17 protein-coding genes and 1 tRNA gene are annotated in these 24,224 nt (G+C 69.8%); 11 read left to right on the top strand and 7 right to left on the bottom strand.

The genetic code is table 11. The annotated features are described in order from the left end of the window. Nucleotides 1-88 precede the first annotated feature (88 nt). A complete protein-coding gene (locus tag ACXKZF_RS14055) occupies nucleotides 89-1,012 on the bottom strand; it encodes a carbohydrate ABC transporter permease (protein WP_243223590.1) in 924 nt (307 codons plus the stop codon). A gap of 110 nt (nucleotides 1,013-1,122) precedes the next feature. On the opposite strand from ACXKZF_RS14055, the gene ACXKZF_RS14050 reads away from it, so the two are divergent. From ACXKZF_RS14050 to ACXKZF_RS14040, 3 genes are all read left to right on the top strand, one after another. Further along, on the top strand, nucleotides 1,123-2,166 hold the full coding sequence (locus ACXKZF_RS14050) for a LacI family DNA-binding transcriptional regulator (protein ID WP_055951400.1): 1,044 nt from the start codon (nucleotides 1,123-1,125) through the stop codon (nucleotides 2,164-2,166). A gap of 212 nt (nucleotides 2,167-2,378) precedes the next feature. Further along, on the top strand, nucleotides 2,379-5,966 hold the full coding sequence (locus ACXKZF_RS14045; RefSeq protein WP_488984598.1) for an RICIN domain-containing protein: 3,588 nt from the start codon (nucleotides 2,379-2,381) through the stop codon (nucleotides 5,964-5,966). 121 nt (nucleotides 5,967-6,087) lie between these two features. Beyond that, nucleotides 6,088-7,134: an NAD(P)-dependent alcohol dehydrogenase gene (locus ACXKZF_RS14040; protein WP_243223588.1), complete on the top strand. Its 1,047-nt coding sequence runs from the start codon at nucleotides 6,088-6,090 to the stop codon at nucleotides 7,132-7,134. Between the two features lie 809 nt (nucleotides 7,135-7,943). On the opposite strand, the gene pgm is transcribed toward ACXKZF_RS14040, so the two are convergent. Beyond that, a complete protein-coding gene (gene pgm / locus ACXKZF_RS14035; protein ID WP_243223587.1) occupies nucleotides 7,944-9,590 on the bottom strand; it encodes a phosphoglucomutase (alpha-D-glucose-1,6-bisphosphate-dependent) in 1,647 nt (548 codons plus the stop codon). Nucleotides 9,591-9,816: 226 nt separating this feature from the next. Here pgm and ACXKZF_RS14030 point away from each other — a divergent pair, with 226 nt between their 5' ends. Continuing rightward, a complete protein-coding gene (locus ACXKZF_RS14030; RefSeq protein WP_162240794.1) occupies nucleotides 9,817-11,226 on the top strand; it encodes a lipocalin-like domain-containing protein in 1,410 nt (469 codons plus the stop codon). Between the two features lie 63 nt (nucleotides 11,227-11,289). Beyond that, nucleotides 11,290-12,252 (top strand): prephenate dehydratase, encoded by a 963-nt coding sequence (gene pheA, locus ACXKZF_RS14025; RefSeq protein ID WP_055951385.1) that lies wholly within the window; start codon nucleotides 11,290-11,292, stop codon nucleotides 12,250-12,252. Between the two features lie 88 nt (nucleotides 12,253-12,340). On the opposite strand, the gene ACXKZF_RS14020 is transcribed toward pheA, so the two are convergent. Further along, nucleotides 12,341-13,390 carry an LLM class flavin-dependent oxidoreductase gene (locus ACXKZF_RS14020; protein ID WP_488984597.1) on the bottom strand — a complete coding sequence of 350 codons (1,050 nt, stop codon included), beginning with the start codon at nucleotides 13,388-13,390 and terminating at the stop codon, nucleotides 12,341-12,343. 173 nt (nucleotides 13,391-13,563) lie between these two features. Between ACXKZF_RS14020 and ACXKZF_RS14015 the strand changes: the two genes are divergently transcribed. Then, nucleotides 13,564-13,992: an Asp23/Gls24 family envelope stress response protein gene (locus tag ACXKZF_RS14015; protein WP_488984596.1), complete on the top strand. Its 429-nt coding sequence runs from the start codon at nucleotides 13,564-13,566 to the stop codon at nucleotides 13,990-13,992. 165 nt (nucleotides 13,993-14,157) lie between these two features. Here the strand turns inward: ACXKZF_RS14015 and ACXKZF_RS14010 are convergent, their stop codons facing one another. Beyond that, the gene (locus tag ACXKZF_RS14010) at nucleotides 14,158-15,528 is read right to left on the bottom strand and encodes a cryptochrome/photolyase family protein (protein ID WP_243223584.1); all 1,371 of its coding nucleotides are present in this window, start codon (nucleotides 15,526-15,528) and stop codon (nucleotides 14,158-14,160) included. A 218-nt stretch (nucleotides 15,529-15,746) separates the two neighbouring features. After that, nucleotides 15,747-17,036 carry a diacylglycerol kinase family protein gene (locus ACXKZF_RS14005; protein WP_082484762.1) on the bottom strand — a complete coding sequence of 430 codons (1,290 nt, stop codon included), beginning with the start codon at nucleotides 17,034-17,036 and terminating at the stop codon, nucleotides 15,747-15,749. Between the two features lie 175 nt (nucleotides 17,037-17,211). Between ACXKZF_RS14005 and serS the strand changes: the two genes are divergently transcribed. Together serS and ACXKZF_RS13995 are read left to right on the top strand one after the other, a co-directional pair. Next, nucleotides 17,212-18,480 (top strand): serine--tRNA ligase, encoded by a 1,269-nt coding sequence (gene serS, locus ACXKZF_RS14000; RefSeq protein ID WP_488984595.1) that lies wholly within the window; start codon nucleotides 17,212-17,214, stop codon nucleotides 18,478-18,480. Further along, nucleotides 18,477-19,376, top strand: coding sequence for an HAD family hydrolase (locus tag ACXKZF_RS13995; protein ID WP_243223582.1), 900 nt, complete (start codon nucleotides 18,477-18,479; stop codon nucleotides 19,374-19,376). Before serS ends, ACXKZF_RS13995 begins: the two co-directional genes overlap by 4 nt. A 29-nt stretch (nucleotides 19,377-19,405) precedes the next feature. Here the strand turns inward: ACXKZF_RS13995 and ACXKZF_RS13990 are convergent, their stop codons facing one another. Continuing rightward, a complete protein-coding gene (locus ACXKZF_RS13990; protein WP_243223581.1) occupies nucleotides 19,406-19,630 on the bottom strand; it encodes a PLDc N-terminal domain-containing protein in 225 nt (74 codons plus the stop codon). Nucleotides 19,631-19,864: 234 nt separating this feature from the next. Continuing rightward, a complete protein-coding gene (locus ACXKZF_RS13985) occupies nucleotides 19,865-21,115 on the bottom strand; it encodes a DUF2254 domain-containing protein (RefSeq protein WP_488984594.1) in 1,251 nt (416 codons plus the stop codon). Between the two features lie 209 nt (nucleotides 21,116-21,324). Between ACXKZF_RS13985 and ACXKZF_RS13980 the strand changes: the two genes are divergently transcribed. The 3 genes from ACXKZF_RS13980 (at nucleotide 21,325) to ACXKZF_RS13970 (ending at nucleotide 24,190) form a co-directional block, all read left to right on the top strand. Further along, nucleotides 21,325-22,131: a cohesin domain-containing protein gene (locus ACXKZF_RS13980; protein WP_488984593.1), complete on the top strand. Its 807-nt coding sequence runs from the start codon at nucleotides 21,325-21,327 to the stop codon at nucleotides 22,129-22,131. A 41-nt stretch (nucleotides 22,132-22,172) separates the two neighbouring features. After that, nucleotides 22,173-23,990, top strand: a complete 1,818-nt coding sequence (locus ACXKZF_RS13975) for an amidase family protein (protein WP_488984592.1) — start codon at nucleotides 22,173-22,175, stop codon at nucleotides 23,988-23,990. A 115-nt stretch (nucleotides 23,991-24,105) separates the two neighbouring features. Then, nucleotides 24,106-24,190: transfer RNA gene (locus ACXKZF_RS13970), tRNA-Ser, on the top strand. The last annotated feature ends 34 nt before the right edge of the window (nucleotides 24,191-24,224 follow it).

Raw genomic sequence — 24,224 nt, 5'->3', positions numbered from 1 at the left:
GTCGGCGATGTGTGCGCGAAGGACCGGCGCCCGCGCGAGCGGTCGGTGGTCACCGCGACGGTGTCGGTGCGGGGTGCGGTCGCGGTGGTCATCGCGCCTCCTGACGTGAGCCGCGCAGCTGCACGACGTAAGCGATGATCGCGGTGATCAGACCCATGATGATGGCGATCGTCGCGGCGTAGTTGTACTGCTGGCCCGCGAACGAGAGGTTGTAGGCGTACATGTTCGGCGTGAAGAACGTCGAGATCGTGTTCGGGGCCAGGGGCTTGAGGATGTTCGGCTCATTGAAGAGCTGGAAGCTGCCGATGATCGAGAAGATCGTGGCGATCACCACGGCTCCGCGGACGGCGGGGATCTTGATCGAGAAGATGGTGCGCCAGGCGCCCGCTCCGTCGATGGATGCCGCTTCGTACAGCTCGCCGGGGATCGTCTTCAGCGACGAGTAGAAGATGAGCATGTTGTAGCCGACGAACTGCCACGTGACGATGTTGCCGATCGACAGGAGCATCCACTGGGGGATGAACGGCTGTAGAACCTCGGAGCCGAGCAGCTGGTTGACGTTGCCGGCCAGACCGAACTGATCGCCGTAGATGTAGCCCCACATGAGCACCGCCACGACCGCGGGCACGGCGTAGGGCAGGAAGATCACGATGCGGTAGAAGTTCGACGCGTGGAGGCGTGCACTGTCGATGGCGAGCGCGGCGCCGAGGGCGAGGATCAGCATGATCGGCACCTGCACCACGAGGAAGATCGAGACGCGGATGAGGCCGTCCCAGAACTTCTCGTCTTGGAAGGCCGCGACGTAGTTCTCGAGTCCGACGAAGGCGTTGCCGCCGATCAGCTGCTCACGGAAGAGGCTGAGGTAGATCGAGTACACGAGCGGCGCGAGAAAGACGAGCGCGAAAACGACGGCGAACGGGGCGACGAACAGCCAGCCGCGATCGTCGATGCGTGTGCGCCGCTTGCGCCGCGGGGTGCGCAGGGCGGGCGGGGGTGCCGCTGTGGTCGTCATCGTCCAGTGCCTCTTCGTTGGTGCGCATTCGGTCCGGGTGGCCGAGATGTTGACGTAAACATAACCCCACTCAGCTAAGGTGTCAACGTCAACATCCCGAGGGGGCAGACATGAGCGAGACGACGACGGCGTCGACCGTGATCCCGACGCGTGAACGCCGGCGCGAGGTGTCGATGGCCGACGTCGCGGCGGCCGCGGGGGTGTCGGGGCAGACGGTTTCGCGCGTGGCGAACGGGCGCTCGAACGTCGATCCTGCCACGCGCCAGCGCGTGCTCGATGCGATGACGCACCTGGGCTACCGTCCCAACAGTGCCGCCCGTGCTCTCCGCTCGGGGCGCTTCCGCAGCATCGGCGTCATCATGTTCTCGTTGGGCTCCTACGGCAACACCCGCACACTCGACGCGTTGGCGTCGATGGCGGCGGCATCCGGGTACTCCATCACTCTCATCACGGTGCAGTCCGCCTCGCAGTCTGACGTGTCGGGCGCGTTCCTGCGCCTGCGCGAGCACGCTGTCGACGGCATCGTCATCCTGATCGAGACGCACCGCCTCGGCGAGAACGAGCTCGCGATCCCGTCCGGCCTTCCGGTCGTCGTCGTCGATTCCAGCGCCGACTACCCCTACGCCGTCGTCGACAACGACCAGGCGCAGGGGGCGCGGCTCGCGACCGAGCACCTGCTCGACCTCGGCCACGAGACGGTGTGGCACGTGTCGGGTCCGCTGGAGTCCTTCGCCGCGGAGCGTCGCCGCGACGCCTGGCGCGCGGCCCTCGAGGACCGCGGATGCCGGGCGCCCGAGGTGCAGATCGGCGACTGGACGGCCGACTCCGGCCACCGCATCGGTGCGGCGCTGGCGGTGCGACCCGAGGTGACCGCGGTGTTCGCGGCGAACGACCAGATGGCGCTCGGCGTCATCCGAGCCCTTCATGAGGCGGGGCGCCGCGTGCCCGGCGAGGTCAGCGTCGTCGGCTTCGACGACATGCCTGAGGCGGCCAACTTCTGGCCCCCGCTCACCACGGTGCGTCAGCGGTTCGAACGCGTGGGTGAAGAGGCGATGAAGGCCCTGATCGCCGACATCGAGAGCACGGGCGGCGACCACGCCCGCACACTCGTGCCGACGTCGCTCGTCGTCCGCGAGAGCTCCGGTCCTCGCTGAGTTTCCGTCCGCATAGCGGGGGCGGCCTCGTGACGGCTTCGTCATGTCGGGGCGTCCGCCGTACGCCACGCCGCGGTCGATCACGGTCGAGGGACGCACCGCTGGACCTTGTGTGCGCTCACGAGCCTCGGCTAAGCTCGCGCTAGACGTCCTATGTTGACGTCAACACTCCCCCACGAGGCCGCATCGAAGCGGCCGGATCGGAAATGACGATGAAGTCACCTCGACTGTTGTCGATGACGTGCGCCGTGGCCTTGACCGCTGGCGCCCTCACGGCGGGTGCCGTCGTGTCGGCGCCCGACGAGAGCCACGCCGCCACCGCCCCCGTGCGCATCGCACCTAACCCCGCGACGGCATCCGAGCCGTTCGAGGGGTGGGGGACGAGCCTGGTGTGGTTCGCCAACGCCACCGGCAACTACCCCGCCGACGTGCGGCAGAAGCTCTTCGACGCCGTCTTCGGCGAGAACGGCCTGAACCTCAACATCGCCCGGTACAACATCGGCGGCGGCAACGCGACCGACGTGCCGTCGTACCTTCGCCCCGGCGGCGCGGTGCCTGGTTTCTGGAACCCCCAGCTGCCCGCCACCGACGGCCAAGGCGCGATCACCTCGACCTTCGCCGACCGCGAGCGCTACAAGGCCGCGTGGAACCCCGACGACCCGACCCACTACGACTTCTCGGCCGACTCCGCCCAGCGCTGGTGGATCGATGCGCTGAAGGGCAAGATCACCCACTGGGAGGCCTTCAGCAACTCGCCGCCCTACTTCCTCACCCAGAGCGGCTACGTCTCGGGCGGCATCAACAACGCCACCAGCGAGCAGCTCGCCACCGCCGACATGGACAAGTTCGCCGGGTATCTGACCACCGTCGTCGACGAGCTCGAGAAAGAGCACGGCATCCAGTTCGACACGATCGACCCGTTCAACGAGCCGAACACCAACTACTGGTCGACGAACATCCCCGCAGGGCAGACCTGGCCCACCAGTGCCAGCCGCCAGGAGGGCGCGCACATCGGACCGCAGCGCCAGGACGAGATGATCAAGGTTCTCGCCGCGCGGCTGGCCGATCCCGACACGACGACCGATGCCGTCATCTCGGCCATGGACGAGACGAACCCGGGCATCTTCGCCACCAACTGGAACGCCTGGACGCCTGCGGCGAAGTCCGCCGTCGAGCAGCTCAACGTGCACACCTACGGCACCGGTGGACGCCAGGTCGTCCGTGACATCGCCAAAGCCGCCGACAAACCGCTGTGGATGAGCGAGGTCGAGGGCAACTGGACCCCCGGTCAGGGATTCAATCCCGTGGACATCGGCAACGGTCTCGGCATGGCGGAGCACATCGTCGGAGACCTGCGCGAGCTGGAGCCCGACGCCTGGGTGTTCTGGCAGCCGGTCGAAGACCTCTACAACATGGAGAAGGTCGAGAAGCTCAACTGGGGCAGTGTCTTCATCGACTTCGACTGCAACGCCGAAGGCAACTCCGAGCGCCGTCTGAAGGACGGCGACGCCGACCCGAGCTGCAAGGTGCTGACGAACGAGAAGTTCAACACCGTCCGCAACTTCACGCACTTCATCGAGCCCGGCGACCGACTGGTCGCCAGCTCCAACTCGCAGTCCACCGCGGCGATCGACGCCGACGGCACGGGCGCGACCGTGGTGCACGTGAACACGGAGAACGCCGAGCGTACCGTCGAGATCGACCTGAACGACTTCGGCACCGTGCCGGCGAATGCCACCGTGACGCCCATCGTCACGACGCAGTCCACGCTCGAGAACCCCACGGTCAACGCCCTCAAGCAGGGTGCGCCCGTGACCGTGAACCCCGCGACGAAGACGGCGCTGCTCACCGTTCCGGCGCGGTCGGTCACCACATTCGTGATCGACGGCGTTTCGGGAACCGCCGACACCGCTGCGAGCTTCCGCAACGGGCAGTCCGTGCAGCTGACGGGCGTGCAGAGCGGCCTCGCTCTCGACGGAGGCGCCTCGCTGGCCATCCGCCCGCTCGCCACCACAGCGGCCGCGGCGAAGACGCAGGCCTGGACGGTGCGTTCGCTCAGCGGCGAGGGGACCAACCGCCACCGCTTCACGCTCGAGAACGCGGCCGGGCAATACCTCGCGGTCTCGAACGGCGGAACCACCCTGGTGGATTCCGACCCGACCGCCGCGGCCTCCGACCCGAACCTGCAGTGGATGGCGTCGACCACCGATGGAGCGACCTACTCGTTGCTGAGCGTCGGGGGCGAGCGCGTGCTCGACGTCAACGGCGCCAGCTCCCAGCCCGAGACCCGCGTGGGCCTGTGGACGTCGAACGGCGGTAGCAACCAGCTGTGGCGCCTGTCGGGCACCGCGGTGCTCGGTGTCGAGCCGGTCACGGTGAGCACCCCGGTCGGCACCGCACCCACCCTGCCCACCACGGTCGCCGCCAGCTACGCCGGCAAGACCGTCCGCGCGGTCCCCGTCACCTGGCAGCTCGAGGGTAAGGACTGGTCCAAGGCCGGCACCGTGACGGTCCGTGGCACCGGCACCGACATCTTCGGGGCTGCCGTCGAGGCCACCGCCACCGTGGAGGTCGGCGCCTACACGGCAGCCCGACCCATCTCGCTGACGGTCGCCGCGGGCAGCGCGCTCTCGAGCGTGAAGGCGCTGGCGCCGAAGGACGTGCAAGGCGAGGTGCGCGCCGACGGCGCGGGCTTCTGGACACCCGTCACCTGGGCCTGGGGCGACCTGACCGACGCGGCGTTCGCGACGGCGGGCACCGTGGTCGTGAGCGGCACCGCGACCGGCCCGGGTGGCGAGAATCTGCCCGCGCGGTTGACGGTGATCGTGACGGATGCCGTCGAGCGCAACGTCGCACCGCAGAGCCGGCCGTCGGCGACCTTCACCGAGAGCGGCTACCCGATCGACCGCACCATCAACGGTCAGAGCGCGGACAAGGGCTGGTCGAACTGGCGCTCGGGCACGAAGAACACCCAGGACACCCTGACGTACGGTCTCTCCAGCACCGAGACGGTCAAGCGCGTGGCCGTGCAGTTCTACCGCGACGGTGGGACGAGCTGGGCTGACACCCTGCGCGTGGACTACCGCACCGCGGGCGGAGCCTGGACGCAGGGCACACTGCAGACCGTCCCGGCACCTGCGACGGGTGCGCCGAAGGTGGAGGTGTCGCTGGGAGGCGTCGCCGCCGACGAGGTGCGGGTCGTGATGAACGCGCGGTCGCAGACTCACATGGTCGTCTCCGAGGTCGAGATCTTCGCCGCGGCGCCGTCGTCGGCGGGCATCGCCGATCTTGCGCGATTGACCCTGGGGGTCGACGCCGTCGACGGGTTCGACCCGGCGCGCGCCGACTACACGACCACGGTCGTGGGAGACGCGTGGCCCACGCTGAACGCACAGGCGGTGGACAAGGATGCCGTGGTGCGGATCACCCAGCCCGCCGACGCCAACGGTGTCGGAACCGTGCGAGTGACCGCTCCGAACGGTGCGGAGCGCACCTACACCGTGACCGTGACACGCGTCCCGGCCGCGACCGTCGCCGCGACCGCGTCGTCGCGGTGCGTAGCAGGGAAGGTCGTCGTCGCGGTGACGGTGCAGAACAACGGCGCCACCCGCGCCGACGTGCGGATCGACACCCCCTACGGGGCGAAGAACGTCGGCGCCGTCGAGCCCGGGAAGCGCGCGTCGGCGACGTTCAGCACGCGCCAGACGTCGATCACCGCCGGGACCGCGACGGTCACCTCGACCGTGAACGGCACACCCGCGACCGCCACGACGGCCATCCCGGCCGCCACCTGCAAGTAATTCGATGACGGAAGGGGCGGCGACGGGTTCGCCGCCCCTTTCGGCATCCGTCAAGGGTCCCCATCCGAGACGAGCTGTGACAGAGGATGGATTCCTCTGAATCGATCCCCACAGGAGAACCATGCACGTCAACGCCTACGCGGCGTCGTCCGCGACCTCACCCCTCGAACCCACGACGATCGAGCGTCGTGACGTCGGCCCGAAGGATGTCCTCATCGACATCGCCTACGCCGGCATCTGCCACTCCGACATCCACACCATCCGCGGCGAGTGGGGCGACGTGCCCTACCCCCTCACCGTCGGCCACGAGATCGTCGGTACGGTCGCCGAGGTCGGCTCCGACGTCACCAGCCACAAGGTCGGCGATCGTGTCGGCGTCGGCTGCATGGTCAACTCCTGCCGCGAGTGCGACAACTGCCTCGCCGGCGAGGAGCAGTACTGCGAGAAGGGCAACATCGGCACGTACGCCGGTAAAGACGTCGACGGCTCGATCACCCAGGGCGGCTACTCCGAGAAGATCGTCGTCGATGAGCACTTCGTGTTGCGCGTCCCCGAGTCGATCCCCTACGAGAAGGCGGCTCCGCTGCTGTGCGCCGGGATCACGACCTACTCGCCGCTGAACCACTGGAACGCCGGCCCCGGCAAGAAGGTCGCCGTGGTCGGTCTCGGTGGGCTCGGACACATGGCCGTCAAGATCGCCCACGCCATGGGCGCCGAGGTCACCGTGCTCTCGCAGACGCTGGGCAAGAAGGACGACGGCCTGAAGATGGGCGCCGACCACTACTACGCGACGAAGGACGAAGAGACCTTCACCACGCTGAAGAACACCTTCGACCTCATCGTCAACACCGTGAGTGCGCCGCTCGAGCTCAAGCAGTACCTCGGGCTGCTCACGCTCAACGGCACGATGGTCAACGTCGGCGCCCCGCCGGAGCCCCTGCCCATCCAGGTCTTCACACTCTTCACGAACCGTCGTTCCTTCGCCGGGTCGTCGATCGGTGGCATCCGCGAGACCCAGGAGATGCTCGACTTCTGCGCCGAGCACGGCATCGCCCCCGAAACCGAGCTCATCTCGGCCGACCAGATCAACGAGGCCTACGAGCGCGTTCTCAACAGCGACGTGCGCTACCGCTTCGTCATCGACGCGAAGACCTTCGCCCCCGCGTGATCCCGGCCTTCTGAGCCGGCGTTAGCCTGACGCCACGGCCCCGACGCTCCCCTGAGCGCCGGGGCCGCGGCATCCGTCTCCCCGTCGAACGGCCTCCCGCCGTCCCCGAGCGTTCCGCCCCCCTCCGGGCCGCTCCCTCCGGGCCACCCCTCTCCGGGCCGCTCCCTCCGGGCCACCCCTCTCCGGGCCGCTCCCTCCGGGCCGCCTCCTCCGGGCCGCCGCATGCTGCCGGGCGCTCGCCGTCCCTCGCCGATCACGCGTAAACGCGATTCCTGCGCATAAACGCGGCGTCACCGTGTTTATGCGCACGGATGGCGTTTATGGATGCCGGGACCCCGCCGCCCCCGCCCCGCGGGTTCCGCCGCTCGCGAGGCCCCGCCCTCCGCCGGGCCCCGCCCCTCTCCGGGCCGCCGCATGCTGCCGGGCGCTCGTCGTCCCTCGACGATCACGCGTAAACGCGATTCCTGCGCATAAACGCGGCGTCACCGTGTTTATGCGCACGGATGGCGTTTATGGATGCCGGGACCCCGCCGCCCCCGCCCCGCGGGTTCCGCCGCTCGCGAGGCCCCGCCCTCCGCCGGGCCCCGCCCCTCTCCGGGCCGCCGCATGCTGCCGGGCGCTCGCCGTCCCTCGACGATCACGCGTAAACGCGATTCCTGCGCATAAACGCGGCGTCACCGTGTTTATGCGCACGGATGGCGTTTATGGATGCGGGGACCCCGCCGCAGACGCCGCACCGACGCACCGCTCAGGCACCCGCACGCGAAAGCGGCGCCGCCCCGGAGGGCGACGCCGCGTCGGACGAAACGTCAGGCTTGGCCGAGGGCGGCCGATACGACCGCGCGCGCCTCTTCCTGTACCTCGCGCAGGTGCTCCTCGCCGCGCAGCGACTCGGCGTACAGCTTGTACACGTCTTCGGTGCCCGAGGGACGGGCGGCGAACCAGGCCGACTCGGTCTGCACCTTCAGGCCGCCGATCGCGGCGCCGTTGCCGGGCGCGTGAGACAGCTTCGCGGTGATCGTCTCGCCCGCGAGCTCGGTGGCCGAGACGGCATCCGGAGACAGCTTCGACAGAGCCGACTTCTGCGCGGGCGTCGCCGCCGCGTCGACGCGCTGGTAGGCCGAGGCGCCGAACTCCGCCTCGAGTTCGGCGTAGCGCTGCGAGGGAGTCTTGCCGGTGACGGCGAGGATCTCGGCCGCGAGGAGACAGAGCAGGATGCCGTCTTTGTCGGTGGTCCAGACGGAACCGTCCTTGCGCAGGAACGACGCACCGGCGGATTCCTCGCCGCCGAACGCGACTGAGCCGTCGAGGAGCCCCGGCACGAACCACTTGAAGCCGACCGGAACCTCCAGCAGCGTCTTGCCGAGCGAAGCGGCGACGCGATCGATGATCATCGACGACACGAGGGTTTTGCCGATCGCGGCATCCGTCGGCCATCCCTCGCGGTGAGAGAACAGGTAGTCGATCGCGACGGCGAGGTAGTGGTTGGGGTTCATCAGCCCCGCGTCGGGGGTGACGATGCCGTGGCGGTCGGCGTCGGCGTCGTTGCCCGTGAGGATGTCGTACTCGTCGCGCGCGGCGACCAGCGAGGCCATGGCCGACGGCGAGGAGGGATCCATCCGGATCTTCTCGTCCCAGTCGAGCGTCATGAACTTCCACGTCGGGTCGACCTCGGGGTTCACGACCGTCAGATCGAGGCCGTACACCTCGGCGATGAGCGCCCAGTACTCCACCGACGCTCCGCCCAGCGGGTCGGCGCCGATGCGCACGCCGGCGTCCTTGATGGCATCCACGTCGATGATGGATGCCAGGTCGCGCACATACGCGTCACGGAAGTCATACTGGCCGAGGTTCTCGAGGTCGATCTCGGTCTGCGGCGTGCGGTTCACACCCGCGAGGCCGGCGGCGATGAGTTCGTTCGCGCGGTCGGCGATCCATCCGGTCGCGTCGGTGTCGGCGGGCCCACCGTGAGGCGGGTTGTACTTGAAGCCGCCGTCGCGCGGCGGGTTGTGCGAGGGGGTGACGACGATGCCGTCGGCGCGACCGGCGTCGTCGAGCGAGCGCCCCTTGTTGTACGTCAAGATGGCGTGGCTGAGCGCCGGAGTCGGCACCCAGGCGTCGCGGGAGTCGACGCGCACGTCGACGCCGTTCGCGACCAGCACCTCGACGGCACTGCGCTCTGCGGGCAGCGACAGACCGTGGGTGTCGCGACCGAGGAAGAGCGGCCCCGTGATCCCCTGCGCGGCGCGGTAGTCGACGATGGCCTGCGTCGTGGCGAGGATGTGGTCCTCGTTGAAGCTGGTGCTCAGCGACGACCCTCGGTGACCGCTGGTACCGAACGCGACGCGCTGCTCGGGCACCGCGGCATCCGGTTTGCGGTCGTAGTACGCCGAGATCAGTTCGTCGATGTCGATGAGATCGGATGCCTCTGCGGGCTGCCCTGCGCGACTGCTCATGCGCCCAGTCTGCCCGCTGCATACGACATGCGCATACGCCGCGTCGCATTCTGCGCGAATCCGTCGCTCGGTGCGGGGCTGGCGCCCGCGGGAGCGGAGGAGATTCCGTGGGCGGAGGATGGATTCGGCCGCGGGGTCCTCCGCTCGCCGAATCTCCTCCGCCGGCCGGAGCGAGCCGCGGCGAACCGGCACCCCGCTCGACACCCGCCGTCACTACACTCCGACCATGGGACGTGTGTCGTGGAGGACCCGCTTGGTCGGGATCGGACTTGTCGTGGCGGCGATCGCGGCGATCGTGAAGAAGAAGCCCAGCGCCGTGACCGCGCCGTCGGTCCCCGTTCCCGACAATCCGCTCTGGCGGGGGACGACCAAGCCTGCCCCGGTGCCCGAGCAGAACGTCGTGCTGAGCCTGCCGAAGGACATGTACCGGCACGCCGGTGCGCCCACCGAATGGTGGTGGCACATCGGGACCCTCCGGGCCGGCGACCGCGTGTTCGGCTTCGACATCAACGCCGCGTCCTTCAACGGCCAGCATTTCGGGATGTCGCAGATCTCGCTCAGCGACGTGCAGGGAGGCCGCCACTACGAGCGCACGCAGGTATACGGACCCAAGCCGTTCGGGGTGTTCGACGTCGACACCTGGGCCGAGGGCGACCCGTCGAAGCAGTGGTACGCGCGACTGGGCGATCCTGAGTGGCTCGTCGGCGGGTTCAGCGTCACCGACACGGGCTCCGGCTACACCGAAGCACCGTCCGTCCACTTCGAGGGCGATGGCACCGGGGCCTCCGCCATCGCCATCCTCGACGACAAGGGCGGAGTGACCCAGATCATCCTGCTCAGACCGGGTTCGGGATACACGACAACACCGACCGTGACCCTCGTCGGCGGCGGGGGCTCGGGAGCTACCGCCGTGGCTGTGCGCCATTCCGTCGTCATGACGGCGCCCCAGGCGGATCCGACGCGCGACATCTCGGTGACGGCGGTCCTGCAGGATGCCAAGACACTCGACGAGGTCGAGTTCGACCTGACGCTGTCGCAGCAGGGCCGTCCGATGTTCATCTTCGGCACGGGCGTGGAACCGAGCGCGAAGACGCAGAGTCTGCAGAAGGACAACTACTACTTCTCGTTCACCCGGCTGAAGGCATCCGGCACCGTCCGTTTCGGGGGCGAGACGCACGCCGTTACCGGCACGACCTGGATGGACCACGAGTACGGATACTTCGGCGGCAACTCTGCGGACACCCGCGTGCGGTGGCTGCTGCAGGACATCCAGCTCGACAACGGGTACACCATGTCGACGGCCGGCATGATCGGGGAGGGCTACAAGCCCGAGATCGACGTCTCGGTCGACGCGTTCGCGACGATCCAGGACCCGGACGGCGAGACCTTCTACGTCGCCAGTACCATCACCCCGGTCGGCGAGCTGTGGACGAGCCCCTCGACGGGCAACAGCTACGCGCAACGATTCCGCGTGGAGATCCCGTCGTTCGACGCCGACATCCTCGTGTCGACGCGGCTTCAGGACCAGGAGTTCTCCGCCAGCGGCGCCCCGATCTACGAGGGCACCGCCGAACCGACGGGCACCTTCCTCGGCGAGCGCGTCTCGGGAGACGCCTGGATCGAGCAAGCCTTCTGAGTGCTCCGTCGACATCGCCGGGAGGGCGGCGGCGTCCGGGCCCCGGCGCACTAGGCTGAGCCGGTGCTGCCCGACACGGAACACCCGCCCGCCCGCCGTACCTACAGCTACCTGGGACCGGCGGGAACCTTCACCGAGGCGGCGCTCGCCCAGGTTCCCGAGGCCCGCGATCAGATCTGGCGGCCCGTGCGGAACGTCGGCGAGGCGCTCGCCGACGTCGTCGAAGGGCGATCGGATGCCGCGATGATCGCGATCGAGAACTCCGTCGACGGAGGCGTCTCGACCGCGCAGGACGCGCTCGCCACCGTGCCGGGGCTCCGCATCGTCGGCGAGTACCTCGTGCCGGTGAACTTCGTGCTGGTGGGCCGCCCCGGTGCGACGCTCGACGGCGTCTCCCTCGTCGCCGCGCACCCCGTCGCCTACGGGCAGTGCCTCGGCTGGCTGAGCGAGAACGTCCCCGCCCACGCTCATCTGCCCGCCGAGAGCAACGTCGCAAGCGCCCTGGGCGTGCTCGACGGCACGAGCGCCGCGGATGCCGCGATCGCCGCCCCCGGCATCGTCGCCCACCACGACCTCACCGTGCTGGCCGAGAACATCGGCGACAACCCCAACGCGGTGACGCGCTTCGTTCTCGTCAGTCGCACCGTCGCCCCGGCGCCTCCCACGGGCGCCGACAAGACCTCCCTCATCGTCGAGCTGCCCGAGGACCACCCGGGCGCCCTTCTGGAGCTGCTCGAGCAGTTCGCCACCCGTGGCATCAACCTCAGCCTGTTGGCATCCCGTCCCATCGGCGATGCCCTCGGCCGCTACCGCTTCGTCATCGACGCCGACGGTCACGTGCTCGACGAGCGCATGGCGGACGCGCTGCTGGGGCTTCGCCGATTCAGCCCCAAGGTCATCTTCCTGGGCTCGTACGCCCGCGCCGACCGCGCGATCGTGCGCTACCCCCAGCGCTACAGCGACGACGTGTTCGTCGAGGCGCGCGACTGGCTGCGCGGCCTCCTGAGCGGCGAGCCCGAGGCCTGACTCGGCTTCGTCCCGCGCAAGGGTCCCCGCACCTGTCGATGCGAGGTCCCTCAGCCTGTCGAAGAGACCGGGGTCCCCTCCGTGAGCGTCAGGCCGCGACGGCCGCCTTCGCCGCGAGGAGCTCCAACGTCTGGACGCGACCCTCGGAGCCCTCGCCGTCGTACGCCCCGGCAACCGGCGACACCATGATCTCGTCGACGCCGTGCTGCGCGGCGAAGGCGGCGAGCTGACCCTGAACGTCGTCGCCCGTGCCGACGAACCACTTGCTGCGCGTCGAGGCCATCAGCGAGTCGGCCATGGCGTCGAACGGCTCGGCCTGAGCCTGCTCGATCGTCTCCAGCGGCACCATCGGGCGGTTGGTGCGCAGGCGCGCCATCATGCGCAGCTGCGGTAGAGCCCGCTCTTCGGCTTCTTCTGCGGTCGGGGCGGCGACGACGTTCGCGGTGACGAACGTGCGTGGGCCCTCGCCCGACTCGTTGGGAACGAACTGGTCGCGGTACAGCCGCAGGGCGTGGTCGAGGCCTTCGCCCGAGAAGTGGTTCGCGAAGACGTAGGGCAGGCCGAAGCTCGCGGCGAGCTGGGCGGAGTAGTCACTGGACCCGAGCAGCCACACCTGAGGTGTCCCGGATGCCGCGGGCGTCGCCTTCACCTGGTACTCGGTGCCGGAGGTGAAACGCACGGTCGCGCCCTCGGGAGAGGTGAGCGCCATGATGTCGGTCACGTGGTCGGGGAAACGCGAGACGTCGCTGGTCGTGCCCGAGCGGTTGAGCAGCTGCGTGATGACCGGATCGCTCCCGGGCGCGCGCCCGATGCCAAGGTCGATCCGGGCCGGGGCGAGCGCCTCGAGGGCGGCGAACTGCTCGGCGACGATGAGAGGCGAGTGGTTCGGCAGCATGACCCCGCCCGAGCCGACGCGGATGCGCGAGGTTCGCGCGGCCGCGGCGGCGATCAGAACGGGGGGAGTGGTGGATGCCACCGAGGGCATGTTGTGGTGCTCGGCGAACCAGTAGCGGCGGTAGCCGAGGTGCTCGGCCCGCTCGACGAGGTCGAGGGCGTCGCTCACCGCCTGCGCACTGGTCTGCCCGTGTCGCACGGGAACGAGGTCGAGAACGGAGAGGGAGGGGATCGCATCGTTCACCTTCAGGGGAACGTGACGAGCCGTCTCGATATTCCGCGGATCCCCGGCCGGGACGGCGGGGCATCCATCTTCAGGCTTCTCCCAGGAAAAAGCCGTGACGAACCGCGCTCCGCGCGCGTCTCACTTATGACATCGCGGGACACACGGTCCCGGTACGACGGAAGGAAGCGAACATGGCCCAGAACACCACCACCGCCACCCCCACCACCTCCTTGAAGGACGGCGGCTCGACCGTCATCGTCGACGCCGTCGTCGCCAAGGTCGCCGGCATCGCCGCGGCTGAGGTTCCCGGCGTCCACGCCCTCGGTGGCGGCGCCGCCCGCGTCATCGGCAACATCCGCCAGGCCGTCGGTGCGAAGGACCACGCGCAGGGCGTGAGCGTCGAGGTGGGCGAGACCGAGGTCGCCGCCGACATCTCGATCCAGGTCGACTACCCCGAGCAGCTGCAGCGGGTGGCGTCGAACGTCCGCGCGGCCGTGCACCAGGCCATCACCGAACTCGTGGGCATGAAGGTCGCCGAGATCAACGTGACCGTGGTCGACGTCTTCATCCCCGGCGACGACGCGGACGAGGACACGGTCGAAGACAACCGCGTCAACTGACATTCGTTCCGAGAGGGGCGTCGCCGAGAGGTGGCGCCCTTTTCGCGTGTTCGGGTGTCGCCACCCGCGGCGGACCTCGCGGTGACGATCAGCCCGGCCCGCCCACTGCAGCGCTCGACTCCGCGCGCACCGACGGCCCCCGCCGCCGCGTGCGCGAGACGGCGTTCAGCCGCCGTGACGCACCTGCGCGTAGGCGTCGAGCGCGCGCTTGCGCGTCTCGCCGAGATCGACCATCGGCTCCGGCGGGTTCTCGTCGAGGTACTCGGGCGCCCACTCGCGCACGTACCGATCGTGCGAGTCGAACTTCTTGCGCTGCGTCTCCGGGTTGAACACGCGGAAGTACGGGGCGGCATCCGCACCGGACCCCGCGACCCACTGCCAGTTGAACGGGTTGCTCGCGGCATCCGCGTCCACCAGGCAATCCCAGAACCACTGCTCGCCATGGCGCCAGTCGATGAGCAGGTTCTTGATGAGGAAGGATGCCGTGACCATGCGCACCCGGTTGTGCATGACGCCGGTGTGCCAGAGCTGACGCATACCGGCATCCACCACGGCGACGCCGGTCTTGCCCTGCTGCCACGTCTCCAGGTGTGCGCGGTTCAGCTCCGGCCAGGGGAAGGCGTCGAAGTTCCGCCGCCAGTTCGCGGTCGCGATGTCGGGGGAGTGGTAGGTCACGTGCCACGCGAACTCCCGCCAGACGAGCTCGGAGAGGAACCCGCCCGCGCTCTTCGCGTGCTCTCCCGATCCCTTGTGCTCGAGGGTGTCGTGCCAGACCTGGTACGGGCTCAGTTCTCCCCATCGCAGCCGCGGGGAGAGGTTCGAGGTCGCGCCGCCGGCGAACTCGTCACGATAGGTCGAATAGTCGCCGAGGTCGTCGTCGAGGAATTCCTTGAGGCGCGCCTTGGCCGCGGGTTCGCCCGGTTCCCACGTCTCCCGCAGGCCTCCGGCCCAGTCGGGCTTCGTCGGCAGCAGGTCCCACGCGCCGAGGTCGTCGCCGTCGACGCGGCCGTCGAAGCCGGGGATCTTCCGCGCCTCCGGCAGGGGCGGTCGCGGCGCGGGAAGCTTCTGCACGGCGCGCGCGAAGGGGCTGTAGACGCCGTACGGGTTGCCGGTCTGCGTCCGCACGGTCCACGGCTCGTAGAGCAGGTTGGCGGCGAACGACGCGACCGTCACGCCGTCGTTCCGCAGCTTCTCCTTGAGCCCGGCGTCGATCTCGCGCTCGACCCCGCCGTAACGCCGGTTCCAGAACACGGCGCCGGCGTCCAGCTCCTCGACCACGGCGGGCACCACCTCGGACGCCCTGCCTCGGCGCAGCACGAGCGTGGAGCCCCGTTCATCGAGGCGTGCGGCGAGGGATGCCAGAGACCCGTGCAGCCACCACCGCGCCGCCCCGCCGATCAGGCGCACCCCGTCTGATTCCTCGTCGAGGATGTACAACGCCACGATCGGCTCGTCGCGGTCGAGCGCCGCGCGCAGGGCCGGATTGTCGGTGAGACGGAGATCGTCACGGAACCACACGATCGAGGGCGAAGGCATCCTCCGACGCTATCGACCACGGCATCCGCCGCTTCGGGCTTGACACCCGCCCGCCCCGCCCCGCCCCGCGGCGCCCCGCCCCGCGGCGCCCCGCCGCGATGGGCGTCGAAACCGCACCCGGTTGCCGAACACGTGGGCGATCGACGCGCAGGGCATACGGGCTCGGCGAACGCAGGCACTCTCGCGCGCGGGCACGTGCGCCCCGGAGGGCGACTGCGTCAGAGCGAGGAGACGTCGTGCCCCTTCGGCAGCGCGACCGAGAGACCACCGGGGACGATGCGGGTGTAGACGCGCGTCGCTTCGCCGAACTCGTCGCCGTCCAGCTCGATCGGCTGCGCGGGGGATGTCGCCAACTCGATGCCCGTGCCGCGCAGGTAGCGCACAGAGGTGTCCTTACGGCGTTCGAGCACGCGGCGGCCCGCGCGGAACTTGCGCAGCACGGAGTTGTCCCACACGATGCTCCGCCAGACACCCAACCAGCCCAGCACGCCGCTCGGCTGGAGGATGGCCACGTCGAGTCGGCCGTCGGCGACGGAGGCGTCGGGGATCAGCGCCACGCCGCCCTGCAGGGCGCCGCAGTTCGCGAACAGCACGCTCTGCACCTTCGCCGAGTGCAGGCGGTGTCCGTTGAGCTGGTACATGACGCGGAAGGGCTTCGCCGAGACGAGCGACCGCGCCGCTCCGTCGACGTATGCGACCCAGCCGACCTGCTTCTTCAGGTCGTCACGCGTGTTCTGGATCATCGCGGCGTCGAGACCGATGCCGGCCATGACCGAGAACCCGTGCTCCTCGATCTCGCCGTCGGCCCGACGGATGCGGGCGAGTCCGGTGTCGATGGGGAGGATGTCGCCGTCGAAGGTGGCGCGGATCATCGCGTCCGTGTCGCTCAGCGGAAGGTTCAGGTTGCGGGCGAGCAGGTTCCCGGTGCCGCTCGGCACGATCGTGAGGGGGACGCCCGAGGAGGTCAGCGCCTCGGCCACCGCGCGAACCGTGCCGTCGCCGCCGGCCACGACAACGGCATCCACCTTCTCCTCGAGGGCGGCGCGCGTCGAGTCGTCGCCGAGATCGTCGACGGTCGTCTCGTAGAACAGAGGCTCGGCCCAGCCCGCCGCGGCGGCCATCTCGGCCATGCGTGCACGCAGCTGCTCAGGCTCGACCTTGGTGGGGTTGTAGATCAGCGCGGCACGCTTCTTCGTGGTGGGCTCGGCGTCGATGGGGGCCTCGTCGCCGTCCGCCGAGACGCGCTGGGCCTCGCCGGAGCTCTCGTCCGAGGTGTCCGGCGGCACATCCTCGGGCTGGTGGATGACGTCGTCGGGCTCGGCCGCGTCCTTCGGACGCGGCGCGTCTTTGCGGGGATGGTCGGCGACGTCGTCGCCGAGGCGCGCCGCGTCGAAGTGCTCACTCGATCCCTCGGCCGCGGCGGCATCCGCCTTCACCCCGTCGGGGGCATCGGCGGGGAGGTTCTCGGGGGATTCCGCGTCGTCACGCGACGCGTCAGGGGCGGCCATGGCATCCACCCTAGGACCGCGCTCCTCGCGCGACCGGCCGAGCGGTCGGGCTTGACGGGCGGATGCCGGAGACGCATGCGTCCCGCGGACCGGGGCGATCGTTCCGCGGCCGCGCCGCGCGTTCATGGCCCGGCGCGCAGGGGGCGATGCCGGATGCCGACCCTAGGATGGACGCGTGATCGACCTGACTCTGCTGCGTGAAGATCCCGAGCTCGTGAAGCGCTCCCAGATCGCCCGTGGGGAATCGCCCGCGTCGGTCGACGACGCGCTCTACGCCGACCGCCGTCGCCGCAAGGCCATCACGGACTTCGAAGAGCTCCGTGCCGCGCAGAACGCGCACGGCAAGCGCGTCGCGCAAGCACCGAAAGACGAGAAGGCGGCCCTCGTGGCCGAGGCCAAACAGCTCAGCGAGCAGGTCAAGGCGGCGCAGCACGCCGTCGGTGAGGCCGAAGCGGCCGCCGAGGCGGCGCTCGCGAAGATCGAGAACATCGTGATCGACGGCGTGCCCGCGGGCGGCGAAGAGAACTTCGTCACCCTCCGCACCCACGGCGAGATCCCCGAGTACGACTTCGAGCCGCGCGATCACCTAGAGATCGGCGAGAAGCTGGGCGCCATCGACATGGAGCGCGGCACGAAGGTGTCGGGAAGCCGGTTCTACTTCCTCACCGGCATCGGCGCCCGCCTCGAACTCGCGCTCATGACCCTCGCGCTCGACCGGGCACTGCAGGCCGGGTTCACCCCGATGATCCCGCCGACCCTCGTGCGGCCCGAGGTCATGCGCGGCACCGGCTTCCTCGGCCAGCACGCCGACGAGGTGTATCACCTGCCGAAGGAAGACCTTTATCTGGTGGGCACGAGCGAGGTCCCGCTCGCCGGCTACCACATGGACGAGATCCTCGACTTCGAGCGGGGGCCGAAGCGCTACGCCGGCTGGTCCACCTGTTACCGCAGCGAGGCGGGCTCGTATGGCAAGGACACCCGCGGCATCATCCGCGTGCACCAGTTCAACAAGCTCGAGATGTTCGTCTACACCGACCCGGCCGAGGCCGAGGCCGAGCACGACCGCCTGGTCGCGATGCAAGAGGCCATGCTGCAAGACCTCGGCCTCGCGTACCGCGTGATCGACGTCGCCGCCGGCGATCTGGGCTCCAGCGCCGCGCGCAAGTTCGACATCGAGGCGTGGGTGCCCACACAAGACGCCTACCGCGAACTCACCAGCACGTCGAACTGCACGACCTATCAGGCGCGTCGTCTCGAGACCCGGTTCCGGCCCGAGGGTGGGGGCAAGACCCAGCCCGTCGCGACCTTGAACGGCACGCTCGCGACGACCCGCTGGATCGTCGCCCTGCTCGAGACGCACCAGCGCGAAGACGGGTCGGTCATGGTGCCCGAGGTGTTGCGGCCGTACCTGGGTGGACTCGAGGTCATGGAGCCGGTCGCGTGAGCGACGAGGCGGCTCTCCCCGACACCGGCGCCGTCGAGAGCGCGCCGCGGCAGGAGGCGGCCGATGTCGTCGCCGCGTTGGCCGACGACGCCCCCGTCGGGCGGATGCTGATCGCTCTCGACATCGACGGCACCGTCCTGCTCGAAGACGACACGCTGAGTCCCGGCGTGGTCGACGCCGTGGCGGATGCCGGCGAGGCGGGGCACGAGGTCATGCTCGCCACCGGCCGCAGTTGGGACAGCACCCACACGATCATGGCGCGCCTCGGCATCCGTCCCGAGTACGCGGTGTGCTCGAACGGGGCCATCATCATGCGCCGGGTCGGAGACCCGGATGCCGGGGAGTACGAGCGAGCGCACGTCGAAACCTTCGATCCGACCGAGGTGCTGACGCTTCTCGGCGAGCACCTCGCCGGGGCGCACTTCCTCGTCGAACTGCCCGATGGTTCGCGTCTGTTCACCGACTACCTCGATGACTGGAACCTCCAGGGTGCCAACAAGGTGACCTTCGACGAGCTGTCGGGTCAGCCGGTCTGCCGCGTCGTGGTCGTCGCCCCCGAACAGACCGATCAGGACTTCCTCGAGCTCGTCGAGCGCATCGGCCTGAGCCAGGTGTCCTACGCCATCGGGTGGACCGCCTGGCTCGACATCGCCCCGCAGGGCGTCGACAAGTCGACCGCGCTCGAACGCGTGCGCACCTGGCTCGACATCGCGCCCCACCAGGTGCTGGTGATGGGTGACGGCCGCAACGACATCGAGATGATGCAGTGGGCCGTGCGCAATGGCGGGCGCGCAATCGCCATGCACCAGGGTCCGCCCGAGGTGCACGCGGCCGCGGGCGAGGTGGGTCTGTCGGTGACCGAGGGCGGCGTGGCCGCCGCTCTCCGCACTCTCTGACGCTCGGCCCCGGCCGGGGTCGTCTTCCCCTACGCGTGCACGAGTCGAGCCGCGCGATGCTCGACCACTCGCGACGCTTCCCATGCGACCAGCCCGACCGGCGGCAGCAGCAGGAGCGCGGTGACCCACGCGGCTTTCAGCCCGAGCGTCGAGTGCGGGTCGCGCACGGCGACGACGGTGGCGAGAACGGATGCCGCGTACACGAGCGCGAAAACGGCGAGAACGATCTGCGCGGACAGTGTGGTGACGAGCATGGTGACCTCCTCAACTCGGACGGCCCGGCGGGTCGTGGGGTGATGTTCTCGGTATACGCCCGACGAGGTCGCACGTCCACGGGGGCGCTTCGTCTCGGTGCAGATCGATAGCCCGGTCGTCTCGGGTGCTCAGGCGGAGGACTGCTCCTCGGATCCTCGAGCCTCTCGATGCTCCGGCCGCCGCACCGCGCCGATCCGAGCTGGTCGAACGGCCCGGCGACAGTGCGTTTCCCGTCAGCGACCCCACGCCTCGCGTACCGCCGCGCGGAGCGTCCGACCGTCGCGCCGGTCGAGCTCGCGCCGGCTGCGTTCGTGCGCCGCGCGTGCGGCATCCCGGAACACCCCCGCGTGGGCGGGGGCGGATGCCGCGAGCGAGGCCAGGCATTTCTGGAGCCGCACCTGCACTTCGACGTCGGCGGCGCCGTCGCGGGCGAGGGGGCGGAAGGCGTCGTCGACGAGGTCGCTGAGCAGCGGAGCGGGAACGAACACGCGCTCGTAGTCGAATCCCGTGGTGGCCTGCGTGGCGAGACCGCGGGTGAAGACCCGCTGCAGCGCAGCGATGACCTCGATCGCCGTGCCCGGATCGTTGGTCGCGGCCGACAGTGCGCGACTGCCGATCTCGGTCAGCGCGATCACCCCGAAGCGCGGATCCTGTTCGTACGTGCGATGGTGCTCGATGCGGAAAGCACAGCGGATGCCGGCGCGCACGTCGTCGTCGATGGTCCCCGTCACGACGGCGAGCGGCACGCGGGCGTCGGTGATCCGCCCAGGCGTCGCCCGCACGTGCACGTCGATCCCGTGCCGTCGAGCGAGCCGGTCGAGCCCGGCCACGTCGATGTGCGTGACATATCCCACGTCACCGGCGTGGACCGGTCTGGCATCCACGGGCAGGACGACGGCCGGCCTCGCGCCGAGCGTCGGCGACTCCGCGTGCAGCTCGAAGGATGTCGCCGCGGCATTCTCGACGCGGTCGATGACATCGGCCATGCGCCCGAACGTGGAGAGATGCGAGATCCATCGCAGCAGGGTGAAGACGACGATGGCGATGACCACGAGGGTGGCGACGAAGAGGATGGTGCGCCCGCGCGCGTCGTAGTACCCGGTCGAGAGGGCGACGATGCCGACGAGCGAGAAAGTGAACGCACCGACGAAGGTGGACACGGCGTTCTGCGATGTCGGGTCGGCGATGAGCAGAGGGGTCGAGCGAGGAGTGGCGGTGGTCGTCGCCGACGAGAACGCGGTGACCATCGCCGTCACCGAGAAGGTGCTGACGGTGAGCATCGCGGTGGCGATGATCTGGAGCAGGGACCCGACGGAATTCTGGGCGAGGTCGATCCCGAACTCGAACGGCAGCAGGGGACCGAGGTAGTCGGCCGCCAGGGCGACGACGACCGCGACCACCGTGAAGATCGCCGCGCGCACCCACACCTGTCTCCCCAGACGAAGGAAGAAGGCTGCCAGGGAGCTGCGCGTCGGTGTGGCCATTCCGCCGACGTTATCCCGTCGGATGCCGAGCGGGTCGGGGCTGGACGGCCCGGATGCGGGGCATCCTCCCGCCCGACACGTCGGCGAAATGTCGCGCAACTTGTCGGACATGTTGAACTGTCAAGGTCTGAACACCCCCGTCGATCGGATGCCCAGACCCCCGCGGCTGACGATCGTCTCCGTCTCTGCCCGAGGAGCCCTGCACGCGCATGCCCACGACCACATCTGCCCGCCGATCGAGGATGCGCCGTTTCGGCGCCTCTCTCGTGGCGAGCCTCGCCCTCATCGGGCCGCTCGCCGTCGCATCCGCGGCACACGCCGCCCCACCGACCGCCGTCCTCACCGTAGAGGTTGCTCCGGCGACCGCCGCGGTGGGGGACACCGTCGTCGTGACCGTTCGCGGGTCGGGTGTCACCGACCTGTACGCCTATGACCTCGTGCTGTCCGCCGACGATCTCCTCCTCGAGCCGACGGGCGACGCCCCGACAGGACCGGAGGGGGGCTACACCTCCGTCGTGGCCGCGCCAGGTGAGGTGACGATCAGCCACTCGCGTCTCGGCACATCGCCCGGTCTGTCGAGCGCCGGCCAGATCGTCCTCGCGAGCGTGCCCGTGCGCGTGCTCGCTGTCGGTACGGCGCGTATCGAGCTCTCGGCCGCGCGCCTGGTCTCGTCGACGGGAGAGGTGACGACGAACGCCTCCGGGGCGTCGACCTCGCTCTCCATCACCGCGACCCCCTCGCCGTCGCCGACCGCGACACCCGCGCCGACCGCCAGCGCGACGCCGGCACCCACATCGACCGCGACGCCCACATCGACCCCGACCACGACGTCCACCCCGACGGCATCCGCGTCGCCGTCGCCGACCGGTTCGGCCGCCGCCGCTCCCGGAGGATCGGACCTCGCGACCACCGGTGTCGACGCGGCCGCCTGGCTGACATCCGGCGTCGTCGGTGTCGTGCTCCTCGCCGCCGGGGCTCTTCTCGTCGCCCGTCGTCGTCAGGGGGTGCGCGAATGAACGCCCGCACCTCGCCCGTTCCGTCCCGCGAAGGATTCGTCATGACCCCCCTCTCCCGACGTGCTCTCGCCGTCGCGGCCGCCCTCGGCGTCGTCGCGGCCGAGTCGCTGGTCGTCCCCGCGGCCGCCGTGGCGGCCCCGGCGCCCGCCGCGGCACCGTTCCTCGCGCCGTACTACACGGAACTCGACCTCACCGGTGACGAGCAGGTGACCGAGGCCGACCTCGACGTGCTCGCCGCGCGGATCGGGCTCGCGTCCGACGATGCCGGATGGTCGGATGCCGCGGCAGCCGACCTCGACGACGACGGCGCCATCACGGCATCCGATCTCGCCCTGCTGTCGCAGCGAGTGATCTACGACGATGGTCCGTTCCAGCTCGTCGAGGCCGACACGGTCGCGATGCAGGCCGCCATGAACGCCGGCGTCATCACCTCGGTGTCGCTCACCCAGCAGTACCTCGACCGCATCGCGGCGTACGACAAGGTGGTGCGGCAAGACGGAGGGCGCCCGCTGAACTCCATCATCACCACGAGCACGGTGGCGCTGCAGGCTGCGGCCGAGGCCGACGCCGTGCGCGCCGAGAAGGGCATGACGAGCATGCTCCTCGGCATCCCGGTCGCCCTGAAAGACAACTACAACACCGTCGACATGCCGACCACGGCCGGCTGCGGATGCTGGAACGCGAACCAGACCACCACGGATGCCACCATGGTCGAGGGTCTGCGCGCCGATGGCGCCGTCATCGTGGCGAAGGCCTCGATGGACGAATTCGCCATCAACCTCTCGTCGCAATGGTCGGCCCTTCAGCCGGCGGGCACAGCCCTCACCGTCTCGAGCCCGTACGACACGACCAAGACATCGGGCGGCTCCAGCGGTGGCACCGGCGCAGCGATCGCCGCGAACCTCGCGGGGCTCGGCTTCGGCACCGACACGGGCGGATCGATCCGCATCCCGTCGACGTACAACCAGCTCGTGGGCGTGCGTCCCACGGTCGGACTCGCGAGCCGCGCCGGCATCGTGCCCCTCGCGCTGTCGCAGGACACCGGGGGTCCCATGGCCCGTTCGGTGCTCGATGCGACGGTCGCGCTCGACGCCGTCGTCGGCCAGGATGCCGGCGACCCCATCACGGCGCGGCAGGAGGGCAAGGTCCCCGGGACGTACACGTCGTACCTCGACGCGGACTCGCTCGCGGGCACGAAGATCGGCTATATCGCGTCGATGCTCGGCACCGACCCGATCACGCAGCGCCTGTTCACCGAGGCGCGGGCCTCGCTCGAAGCGCGGGGGGCCGCGGTGGTCGAGGTGGCCGAGCCCGAGGGCTTCGCCGCGATCGTGGGTGAGGGCAGCGGCAGCGGTCCGGAGTTCAACCACGACCTGAACGACTACATCGCCGCGTACCTCAACCCCGCGGTGACGACGCGGAGCCTGCTGGAGATCTCGCAGTCGCCGAACATCGTGCCCGGTCGCGCCGAGAGCCCCTACGGCGCGCGCGCCGCCATCACCGAGGAGACCTACCAGGCGTGGGCGGGCCCCGAGGGGACGCACACCCTGCAACTGGCGCGCGGTAAAGAGATCATGACCGCCCTGATGGAGGACCAGAACCTGGATGCCGTGATCTACCCGAGCGGCAACCCCTACTCCACGATCGGCACCAACATGCGTCTGAGCCCCAACACGGGGCTCCCCGCGGTGACCGTGCCGATGGGCCAGGGGGTGGCGGGGGAGGCCTCGACCGGAGGAGTGAACCTCGAGTTCCTCGGGCGTGACTTCGCCGAGGGCCCGTTGCTCGGCCTCGCGTACTCCTTCGAGCAGGCGACGCACGCCCGCACGAGCCCGGCGGCGTACGGTCCACTCGGCTGACCCACGCGCGGCGGCGGGTCCGGACCCACCGGTTCGGGGTCGCCGCCGCGCGTCGCGTCTCGCGTGCCGCCGCGTGCGACCCGCGGCTCGGGCCTCGGTAGACTCGGGGCGTCCGGGAGGGTTGTCCGAGCGGCCGATGGACCTGGTCTTGAAAACCAGTGGGCAGCAATGTCCCGTGGGTTCGAATCCCACACCCTCCGCAACGCAGAACGGCGGGCCCCGTAGGGGTCCGCC

It is taken from the genome of Microbacterium sp. ABR10 (assembly GCF_057812175.1).
The sequence above is the reverse complement of the archived record's forward strand: the minus strand, read 5'-3'. Positions and strand labels throughout refer to the sequence as shown.